The sequence below is a fragment of the Sphingomonas sp. CROZ-RG-20F-R02-07 genome (genome assembly GCF_022662335.1).
In the GTDB taxonomy this organism is placed as follows: domain Bacteria; phylum Pseudomonadota; class Alphaproteobacteria; order Sphingomonadales; family Sphingomonadaceae; genus Sphingomonas.
This window is the reverse complement of sequence record NZ_JAKNQJ010000007.1, coordinates 16,213-27,269: the sequence shown is the minus strand read 5'-3', so window position 1 is coordinate 27,269 and position 11,057 is coordinate 16,213. Positions and strand designations below refer to the sequence as shown.

The 11,057-nt window shown below is 67.6% G+C and carries 6 protein-coding genes; all 6 read left to right on the top strand.

Features of this window, described 5'->3' with window-relative positions:
- Window positions 1-125: 125 nt before the first annotated feature.
- The 6 genes from L8H00_RS11785 (at window position 126) to L8H00_RS11760 (ending at window position 11,041) form a co-directional block, all read left to right on the top strand.
- Window positions 126-2,447, top strand: coding sequence for a TonB-dependent receptor (locus L8H00_RS11785; protein ID WP_242097540.1), 2,322 nt, complete (start codon window positions 126-128; stop codon window positions 2,445-2,447).
- A gap of 221 nt (window positions 2,448-2,668) precedes the next feature.
- A complete protein-coding gene (locus tag L8H00_RS11780) occupies window positions 2,669-5,869 on the top strand; it encodes an efflux RND transporter permease subunit (protein WP_242097539.1) in 3,201 nt (1,066 codons plus the stop codon).
- Window positions 5,862-7,016 carry an efflux RND transporter periplasmic adaptor subunit gene (locus tag L8H00_RS11775; protein ID WP_242097538.1) on the top strand — a complete coding sequence of 385 codons (1,155 nt, stop codon included), beginning with the start codon at window positions 5,862-5,864 and terminating at the stop codon, window positions 7,014-7,016. The genes L8H00_RS11780 and L8H00_RS11775 overlap by 8 nt, the downstream gene beginning before the upstream one ends.
- Complete coding sequence (locus tag L8H00_RS11770) at window positions 6,973-8,397, top strand: efflux transporter outer membrane subunit (RefSeq protein WP_242097537.1); 1,425 nt, start codon at window positions 6,973-6,975, stop codon at window positions 8,395-8,397. The genes L8H00_RS11775 and L8H00_RS11770 overlap by 44 nt, the downstream gene beginning before the upstream one ends.
- Window positions 8,394-8,987: a hypothetical protein gene (locus L8H00_RS11765; RefSeq protein WP_242097536.1), complete on the top strand. Its 594-nt coding sequence runs from the start codon at window positions 8,394-8,396 to the stop codon at window positions 8,985-8,987. Before L8H00_RS11770 ends, L8H00_RS11765 begins: the two co-directional genes overlap by 4 nt.
- A gap of 122 nt (window positions 8,988-9,109) precedes the next feature.
- A complete protein-coding gene (locus tag L8H00_RS11760) occupies window positions 9,110-11,041 on the top strand; it encodes a CocE/NonD family hydrolase (protein ID WP_242097535.1) in 1,932 nt (643 codons plus the stop codon).
- Window positions 11,042-11,057: the final 16 nt, after the last annotated feature.

Sequence of the window (11,057 nt, the reverse complement as noted above, 5' to 3'; positions counted from 1 at the left end):
TAACGACCTTGTCACAAAACCGCCACGCCGTCGCTCTAGAGGCCGCCCGAGGGCAGGCGCGGGACGATCAGGGATCGACCGGGCACCGCCGATCCGGGGATCGGCGGACATAAGGGGACAGAGACATGCGTGCGTTCGGAACGATGCTGTGGTGTGGCGTGGCCGCAGGGGCACTGGTGGGGATCGCACCCGCCTATGCGCAGGATGCGCCGGCCGGTGCGCCCATGGCGGCCAGCGGGCAGGGCGACCAGCCGGCCGACGGCGTCGCCGACGTGGTGGTCACCGCAGAACGGCGTTCCGAAAATCTGCAGCGCGTGCCGGTGTCGGTGGGCGTGGTGAGCGGGGCGGACCTGCGCGCGTTCCAGGCCAGCGGCGACGACACGCTGCTGTCGCTGTCGGGCCGCGTGCCGAGCCTTTACGCCGAGACGACGACCGGCCGCATCTTTCCGCGCTTCTACATTCGCGGGCTCGGCAATATCGATTTCTATCTCGGCGCCTCGCAGCCGGTGACGATCATCCAGGACGATGTCGTCCTCGAACATGTCGTGCTGAAATCCAATCCGGTGTTCGACGTGAGCCAGGTCGAGGTGCTGCGCGGGCCACAGGGATCGCTGTTCGGCCGCAACACCACCGCGGGCATCATCAAGTTCGACACGCTGCGCCCGACGCAGGATTTCGAGGGCCGCGCCTCGGCCTCCTATGGCAGCTTCAACACGGTGACGTTCGACGGCGGCATCGGCGGCCCGATCGTGGCGGACAAGATCGCGTTCCGCCTGTCCGGCCTCTACCAGCACCGCGACAATTACGTCGACAACGTCTATTCGGGCCCGAGTGCGGACAGCACCCCGGTGCCGCGCAAGGACGCGATGGGCGGCTTCAACGACCGCGATATCCGTCTGCAATTGCTGCTGACGCCCACCGACAGCCTGTCGATCCTCGGCTCGGGCCATGCGCGCGACTATAACGGCACCTCGACGCTGTTCCTGCGCGGCGCGCTGACCAAGGGCAGCAACCAGTCCAGTGCCTCGCGCACCCAGGTCGCGTTCGACGAAGGTGACGACAATCCTCAGGCCTATCACACCTATGGCGGCTCGGTGAAAGTCGCCTATGATTTCGGCGGGCCGACGCTCACCTCGATCACCGCCTATGAAACGACGCACGGCTATAGCCGCGGCGACACCGATGGCGGCGCGGCGGCCAACTTCCCGGTCAACGGCGTGGCGAACGGCTATGGCCAGAGCCAGGGCCAGATCCGCTATCTCGACCAGTGGACCGAAGAACTGCGGCTGGCGAGCGCGTCCGATCGGCCCTTCACCTGGCAGGTCGGCGGCATCTATTTCAGCAACGTCGATCTGACCGAATTCGACCAGCGCGCCTATTTCCTGACGACCGCGGCGCGCAATCCTAACAACTATGTGCTGCTGCGCGACGTGAACACCTCCTGGGCGTTCTTCGGCCAAGCCAGCTACAAGATCCTGCCCGATCTCACGCTGACGGTCGGCGGCCGCGAGACCAAGGATACCAAGCGCACCGCGCTGCTCCAGACGGCGAACACGGTCGCGGGCGTCTCCACCTATACGGGGCGCCGCTACGTCCGCCTGTCCGACACGCAGCCGAGTTGGGATGCGAGCCTGCTCTATCAGGCAACGCCGGATCTCAGCCTGTATCTACGCGCCGCGCGCGGGTTCCGCGGCCCCACCATCCAGGGCCGCTCGGCGGTGTTCAATTCCGATTTCACGACGGCGAATTCGGAAACGAACACCTCGTTCGAAGGCGGTTTCAAGAGCGTGATGTTCGATGGCAAGCTGCGCCTCAACGCCACCGCCTTCGCCTATACGGTGCGCAACATCCAGTTGAACGGCAATGACGTGAACGGCAACGGCGTGCTGTTCAACGCCGATCACGCCAACGGCTATGGCGTGGAAGGCGATGCCGAACTGCGCCTGATGCGCAACCTGACGCTGACGCTCGGCTATAGCGCGCTCAGCACGGAAATCCGCGACAAGAACGTCTATGCACAGGTGTGTGCGCTCAACGGGCAAGTGGTGTGCACCGTGCTCCAGCCCACGATCAAGGTGGGCGCGAACACCTTCGCGCAGATCAACAACAGCCCGCTGCCGAACGCCCCCACCTATAATTTCAACGCGACGGCGCGTTACGATATTCCCGTGACCGCGAACGGCAAGCTGTTCCTCGCGACCGACTGGAACCTGCAGGGCTACACCCAGTTCGTCCTCTACCGTTCGGCCGAATTTTCCTCGAACGGCAATTTCGAGGGTGGCGCGCGGATTGGCTACAGCATCGACAATGGCCGCTACGAGATCGCGGCCTTCGCGCGCAACATCACCAACGCGCGCAACCTGAAGGGCGTGATCGAGAATTACCTGGCCGCCGTGTACAACGACCCGCGCGTGATCGGCGTCTCGCTCGCCGGCCGCTTTCGCTGAACCAAAGGGGGTTCCGGCCGGCCGGAACCCCTAACATGACAGGTCGATGAAATAGGGCAGCCTTGATGTCGATTTTGGCTTTCGCAATGCAGCATTTGCGGTAGAAACGGAGCGTTCATCGATTCAGGTCTCGTCTTGATAATCCCAGAACCACTTTCCGGTCTTACGCTGCACTGCGCCATCGTACGGCGCTGCGCCGGCGGCGCATCGGGTGTCGCGCGATGATCGGCATCGTTCGGGTCGCGCTGTCGCGGCCGCTCACCTTCATCGTCATGGCGATCCTGATCGCGATCGGCGGGGTGTTGGCGGCGATCCGCACGCCCGTCGATATTTTTCCCGACATCCGCGTGCCCGTGATCGCGGTCGCGTGGCAATATAGCGGCCTGGCGCCGGCGGACATGGCCGGCCGGATCATGACGCCGTTTGAGCGGACGCTGACGACGACGGTCAACGATATCGATCACGTCGAGAGCCAGTCGATGCCCGGCATCGGTGTGGTGAAGATCTATTTCCAGCCCAAGGCCGACATCCGCACCGCGACCGCGCAGGTGACGAGCGTGTCACAGACGATCCTGAAGCAATTGCCACCCGGCATCACGCCGCCGCTGATCCTGAACTACAGCGCGGCGACGGTGCCGATCGTCCAGCTCGCTTTGTCGGGCAAGGGGCTGAGCGAAGGCAAGCTGTTCGATCTGGCGCAGAACCAGATCCGCCCGGGCCTCGTCACCGTGCCCGGCGCCGCGATCCCCTATCCCTCGGGCGGACGCCAGCGCCAGGTGCAGATCGACCTCGATCCGCAGGCGCTCCAATCCAAGGGTCTGTCCGCGCAGGACGTGGGCAACGCGATCGCCGCGCAGAACCAGATCAACCCCGCCGGCTTCGCCAAGATCGGCGGTCTCCAGTATAATGTCCGTCTCAACAACGCGCCCAATTCGATCGACGAGTTGAACGACCTGCCGGTAAAGGTGGTGAACGGCGCGACGATCTATATGCGCGACGTAGCGCATGTGCGCGACGGATCCGCGCCGCAGACCAACGTCGTCCATGTCGACGGATCGCGTTCGGTGCTGATGACGATCCTGAAGAACGGCTCGACCTCGACGCTGGCGATCGTCCAGGGGATCAAGGACGCGCTGCCCAAGATCCAGGAGACGCTGCCCTCCACGCTCAAGATCGTGCCGATCGGCGATCAGTCGCTCTTCGTGAAGGCTGCCGTTTCGGGCGTGGTGAAGGAAGGCGCGATCGCCGCGGCGCTGACCAGCCTGATGATCCTGCTGTTCCTGGGATCGTGGCGCTCCACCGTCATCATCGCGATCTCGATTCCGCTCGCCATTCTGGCGGCGATCATCGCGCTGTCCGCCACCGGGCAGACGCTCAACATCATGACGCTGGGCGGCCTCAGCCTCGCGGTCGGCATTCTCGTCGACGATGCGACCGTCACGATCGAGAACATCAACTGGCATCTCGAGCAGGGCAAAGGCGTGACGGAGGCGATCCTCGACGGCGCGGCGCAGATCGTGACGCCGGCCTTCGTCTCGCTGCTGTGCATCTGCATCGTGTTCGTGCCGATGTTCTTCCTGCCCGGCGTCGCGGGGTTCCTGTTCGTGCCGCTGGCCCTCGCCGTCGTCTTCGCCATGATCGCCAGCTTCGTCCTGTCGCGCACGCTGGTGCCCACGATGGCGATGTACCTGCTGCGCCCGCATGGCGACGGCAGCGATCACGACCAGCACGCGGCGGGTACGCCGGGGTCCCGCAACCCGCTGGTGCGGTTCCAGCGCGGGTTCGAGGATCGCTTCGAACGGCTGCGTCGCGGCTATGGGGGCCTGCTCGAACGCGCGCTGGGCACGGGCAAGCCGTTCGTCTTCGGCTTCCTCGCCGTGGTGCTGCTGTCGTTCCTGCTGGTGCCGTTCCTCGGGCGGAATTTCTTCCCGGCGGTCGATGCGGGGCAGATCACGATGCACGTCCGCGCGCCGATCGGGTCGCGGATCGAGGGTACGTCGGCCGAGTTCGACCGGATCGCGCAACGCGTGCGCCAGATCATTCCGGCGAACGAACTCGTCTCGCTGGTCGACAATATCGGGCTGCCGGTCAGCTCGCTCAACACCGCCTACAACAACTCCGGCACGATCGGCCCGCAGGACGGCGACATCCTGATCCAGCTCGCCGAGGGGCATGCGCCCACCGCGGATTATGTCCGCCGAATGCGCGAGACGTTGCCGGGTGCGTTCCCGGGCAGCACCTTTTCGTTCCTGCCCGCCGACATCACCAGCCAAATCCTGAACTTCGGTGCGCCGGCGCCGATCGACGTCCAGGTGTCGGGCAAGGATCAGGCGGCCAATTATGCCTATGCGCGGGCCATCATGCGCCGCATGGCGGCGATCCCCGGCGTGGCCGATGCGCGCATCCAGCAATCGGCGCGCTATCCCGAACTGCGCGTCGCGGTCGATCGCAGCCGGATGAGCCAATTGGGCCTGACCGAGCGCGACGTGACGTCGAGCGTCGCCTCGTCGCTGGCCGGCACCGGCCAGACCGCACCGGTCTATTATCTCAACCCGCAGAACGGCGTGTCCTATTCGGTCGTCGCGCAGACGCCAGAATATCGCGAAGGCTCGATCAGCGACCTGTCGAACATTCCCATCACCGGCACGGGCCCCGGGCCCGCGCAGGTGCTGGGCGGCATCGGCGGGATCACGCGTGCCACGTCGGACGCGGTCGTCTCGCACTATAACATCGCGCCCGAGGTCGATATCTTCGCGACGCCCAACGGGCGGGATCTGGGCGCCGTGGCGGGCGACATCCAGCATGCGATCGACAGCATGAAGGCGCAGGCGCCCAAGGGCGTGACGGTGACGCTGCGCGGCCAATATGCGACGATGACGACCGCCTTCTCGGGGCTGTTCTTCGGCCTGATCGCGGCGATCGTGCTGATCTATCTGCTGATCGTGGTGAACTTCCAGAACTGGCTCGATCCGTTCGTCATCATCACCGCGCTGCCGGGTGCGGTCGCCGGCATCGTGTGGATGCTGTTCCTGACCGGCACGACGCTGTCCGTCCCCGCGCTCACCGGCGCGATCATGTGCATGGGCGTCGCGACCGCCAACTCGATCCTCGTCGTCAGCTTCGCGCGCGAGCGGCTCGCCGAACTGGGGAACGCGACCCAAGCGGCGATGGAGGCGGGGATGACGCGTTTCCGCCCCGTGCTGATGACCGCGCTCGCGATGATCATCGGCATGCTGCCGATGGCGCTGGGGCTCGGCGAAGGCGGCGAGCAGAACGCGCCGCTCGGCCGTGCCGTGATCGGCGGGCTGATCGTCGCGACCATCGCCACGCTGATGTTCGTGCCGGTGATCTTCAGCCTCGTCCACCGTCGCCGCGACCGCACCCGGCTCGCCGAACCGAATCTGGAGCCCGTCCATGTCTGAGCCCCGCCGCGGCTCCCTCAAGACCGTCGGCATCGTTGCCGCCATCGTCGCGCTGGCGCTCGTCGCCTGGGGCATCGTCAGCCGCAGCCGGTCCGACCGCCAGCTCGCGACCTGGACGAGCGCGCAGGACACGCCCGTGGTCAGCGTCATCCACCCCGCCGCGGAAGGCAGCGCCGATGCGCTGACGTTGCCGGGCAACGTCCAGGCGTTCAACAGCGCAGCGATCTTCGCGCGGACCACCGGCTATGTCCGGCGCTGGCTGGTGGATATCGGCGATCACGTCCGCAGCGGTCAGACGCTCGCGATCCTCGATGCGCCCGAGGTCGATCAGCAGGTGCTCGCCGCGCGCGCCGATCTGGCCACCGCCGCCGCCAACCGCAGCCTCGCTGCCTCGACCGCCACGCGCTGGAAGGATCTGCTGGCGAAGGACGCGGTGTCGAAGCAGGAGACGGACGAGAAGATCGGCGATCTTGCGGCGAAATCCGCGATCGCCAGCGCCGCGCAGGCGAACGTCCGCCGGCTCGGTGCGCTTCAGGGCTTCACCCGGATCGACGCGCCGTTCGACGGCACCGTCACCAGCCGTTCGGCGCAGATCGGCGCGCTGGTTACCGCGGGCAATGCGGCCGCGGCGCCGCTCTTCACGGTCGCCGATTTCAGCCGGGTGCGCGTCTATGTCCGCGTGCCACAGGCCTATTCGGGCGACGTTCATCCCGGGATTCATGCGGTGCTGACGGTGCCCGAATATCCGGGCCGCGACTTCGACGTGACGCTGACCCGCACCGCCGGCGCGGTCGATCCGGCATCGGGCACGGTGTTGGTGGAATTGCAGGCCGCGAACGGCGATCGCGCCTTGAAGCCCGGCGCCTATGCGCAGGTGAAGTTCCCGGTCGGCGCCGGCGGCGGATCGGGCGTGCGCCTGCCGTCCAGCGCGCTGGTGATCGGCGCCAAGGGCACGCAGGTCGCGGTGGTGGGGCCGAACGGCCGCGCGCTGCTCAAGACGATCACGATCGGCCGCGACGATGGCGACAGCGTCGAGATCAGCGCCGGGCTGACCGCGGCGGACCGGGTGATCGACAATCCGCCCGATTCGCTTCAGACCGGCGATGCGGTGCGGATCGCGGCGGGCGGGGCGAAGCGTGCGCGCTAGGGCCGGGCTGGGGCTCGCGATTTCCGCCTTGCTTGCGGGGTGCTCGCTCGCGCCGGCCTATGACGTGCCGCCGAGCCAAGCCGCACCCGCGTACAAGGAAGGCGGTCCATGGCAGTCCGCGGCCGCCACGATCGTGCCACCGGGCCGCTGGTGGGAGGCGTTTGGCGATCCGGTGCTGAGCGGGCTGGAAGACCGGATCGAGCGCGACAATCCCTCGCTCGCCGCGGCGGTGGCGCGCTATGACGAGGCGCGCGGCGCGCTGGGCGTAGCGCGCGCGGCGCGGGTGCCGAGCGTCGATCTGGCCGTCGCCGCGGAGCGCGCACGCGTTTCCGCCGAACGGCCGCTCGGCGCCACCGGCGCGCAGACCTATAACGATATCCGCGTCGGCCCGTCGCTCAGCTACGAACTCGATCTGTTCGGCCGCGTCCGCAATTCGGTGCGCGCCAGTACCGCCGATGCGCAGGCGAGCGCGGCCGATGTCGCCGGCGTGCGGCTGGGGCTACAGGCGAGCCTCGCGGACGATTATTTCCAGATGCGCGGGCTCGATGCGCGGATCGTGCTGCTGCGCCAGACGGTCGCCGCGTTCCAGCGCGCGTCCGACCTGACCGACACGCGCCATGCGGGCGGCATCGCTTCCGGGATCGACGTCAGCCGCTCCGCCAGCCTGTTGCAGAGCGCGCGGGCGGAGTTGTCGGCCGTGTCGGGCGACCGGGCGGCGTTCGAACATGCGATCGCGGTGCTGATCGGGCAAAGCCCCTCGAGCTTCGCCATTCCCGTCGTCGATGGGCAGGCGCCGCCGCCCGCCATTCCGGTGGGCATCCCGTCGACGCTGCTGGAGCGCCGGCCCGACATCGCCGCGGCGGAGCGGCGGATCGCCGCCGCCAATGCGCGGATCGGCGTGGCGCGCGCGGCCCTCTATCCCGCGCTCACGCTCGGCGTAGGCGGCGGGTTCGAGACGGCCGGCTCCGCGGTGATCGGCGCCTCCACCGGCTTCTGGGCGCTAGGCCCGCTGACCGCGGCGCTGTCGATCTTCGACGGCGGCGCTCGGCGGTCACGCGTCAGGATCAGCCGCGGGCAATATGACGAGGCCGCGGCCAATTACCGCAGCACCGTGCTGACCGCCTTCCGCGAGGTGGAGGACGATCTGGCGCGCACCCGCGCCGCGACCGAGCAGGAGGGCGAGCAACAGGCCGCCACCCGCGCCGCCGAGCGCACGCGCGATCTCGCGCTGATCCGCTACCGCGACGGCGCGTCGGATTATCTCGACGTGGTGACCGCGCAGACCGCCGCACTGGATGCGGAGCGCGCGTTGCTGCAGATCCGCACCAACCGGCTGCGGCTTGCGGTGGATACCGCGCGCGCGATCGGCGGCGGGGCGTGAGACGGGCGATGGCGGCGGCGGCGATGCTGCTGGGCGCCGCGCCGGCCGCGGCGCGCGAGCCGCTGTTCATCAGCCCGATGGGCGAGCCGTTCCGCGCGGCGCATGGCCCGGAGCGGATCTGGTTCGACGGCGCGGATGCCGATCATGACGGCCACATCACGCGCGCCGAGTTCGCGGCGGATGCGCTGCGCTTCTTCGCGGTGCTCGATGCGAACCATGACGGCGAGATCGATCCGGCCGAGATCGACCGTTACGAGACCGTCATCGCCCCCGAGATCCGCGTGGGCGAACGCCGCGAGAGCGAGGGCGAGGCACCGATGCGGCACGAGCGCGGCGGCGGTGGCGGGCAGGGCATGCATTTCGGCAATGGCGGCAGCCCCAAGCCCAAGGTGAAAGTTAGCGAAGGTGCCGCGCGCTACGGGTATCTAGACCTGCCCGAGCCGGTGGCGGCGGCCGACGGCAACGGCAATCGGGGGATCGATCGTGCCGAGTTCGTCCATGCCGCTGAGCAGCGTTTTGGGGTGCTGGATCGCAATGGTGACGGCGCGATCATGCGTGGCGAACTGCCCCGGCTTTCCGCCGCGCGGTAGCCGCGGCGGCTTGCCATGTCGGATCGGTTGCCACCGCCATTCCAGCGGCTTACTCCCTGAACATCATGCCCGGCCGGAGGTTCGTGCGACAGTCCGGCGGTGCCGACCCCGAAAGGATATCGATGCGGCTCGCTCTGTCTCTGCTTCTCGCCTCCACGTTGCTCGCTTCGGGCGCACAGGCGCAGACCGCGGCCAAGGACGCGTCCGTCCGCACCGAGGCCGCCGCGGGCGATATCCCGGCGAAGTTCACGCCGCCCGTCGTCGCCGATTTCGACAAGCGCGAGGTGATGATCCCGATGCGCGATGGGGTGCGGCTTCACACCGTCATCATCGTGCCGACGGGCGCCGCGCACGCGCCGATCCTGCTGACGCGGACGCCCTACAACGCCTCGGGCCGGGTCGCGCGCACCGACAGCCCGCAGATGGTCAACGCGCTCGCCGAGGGCGACGAGCTGTTCGTGAAGGCTGGCTATATCCGCGTGTTCCAGGATATCCGCGGCAAATACGGGTCGGAGGGCGATTACGTCGTCACGCGCCCGGTGATCGGCCCGCTCAACCCCACCAAGGTCGATCACGTCACCGACGCCTATGACACGATCGACTGGCTGGTGAAGCACCAGAACCTGCCCGAATCGAACGGCCGCGTCGGGATGCTCGGATCGAGCTACGAGGGCTTCACCGTGGTGATGGCGCTGCTCGCGCCGCACCCGGCGCTGAAGGTCGCCGCGCCCGAAAGCCCGATGGTCGACGGGTGGATGGGCGACGACTGGTTCCATTACGGCGCGTTCCGGCTGACCAATATCGGCTGGCTCGGCAGCCAGACCGGCTACAAGGGCGCGGGCAAGGCGCCGCCGTCGGGCGGCTATGACGATTACGAGAATTTCCGGAACATCTCGGCGGGGGACTGGGCAAAGAAATCGGGATATGACCAACTGCCCTTCTGGAACCGGATGTCGCAGCATCCCGCCTATGACGCCTTCTGGCAGGGGCAGGCGCTCGACACGCTGCTCGCCGCGAACCCGTCCAACGTGCCGACGCTGTGGGAACAGGGGCTGTGGGACCAGGAGGACATGTGGGGCGCGATCCATAGCTGGGAGGCGCTGAAAAAGGCCGGGCACCTGGGCAACAACCATCTGCTAATGGGGCCGTGGCGGCATAGCGGGTTCAATTACAACGGATCGTCGCTCGGGCCGCTCGAGTTCGACGGCGACACCGCGCTCCAGGCGCGGCGCGACATCCTGCTGCCCTTCTTCAACCATTATTTGAAGGACGGCGCGCCCGCCTATGATCCACCCGCTGCCACGATCTACAACACCGGCGCGAACCGCTGGGATCGTTTCGCCGCCTGGCCGAGCGTGTGCGAGGCGGGATGCGCGGGCCCGCTGACGCCGATCTATCTCGGCGCAAACAAGGCGCTGGGCTTCGCGAAGCCCGCGCGCGGTGAGGACAGCTATGTCTCCGATCCGGCCGATCCGGTGCCGCACCTGCCGCGCCCGGTGAATTTCGGCGACGGCCGCTGGCCGACCTGGCTGGTGAGCGACCAGCGCTCGGTCGACGGACGCACCGACGTGCTGAGCTATCGGACCCCCGTGCTCGCCACGCCCGTCGCGGTGTCGGGCGTGCCCTGGGCGGACATCTTCGCCAGGACGACGGGAACGGACGGCGACGTGGTCGTCAAGCTGATCGACGTCTATCCCGACGAGATCGCCAGCAACAAGGCGATGGGCGGCTATCAGCTCGCGATCAGCCTCGACATCTTCCGGGGCCGCTATCGCGACAGCTTTTCGAAGCCAAGCGCGATCCCGGCGGGCAAGGTGCAGGAGTATAAATTCCGGCTGCCCGCGGTGAACCACGTTTTCCTGCCCGGCCACCGGATCATGGTGCAGGTCCAGTCGAGCCTGTTCCCGCTCTACGACCGCAACCCGCAGACCTTCGTGCCGAACATCTTCTTCGCCAAGCCCGGCGATTACAAAAAGGCGACGGTGAGCGTCGAACATGGCGGCGCGAGCGCCAGCGCGCTGTGGCTGCCAGTGGTGCCCGCGCCGGCAGGTTAGCAGCTAGCGATGTAAC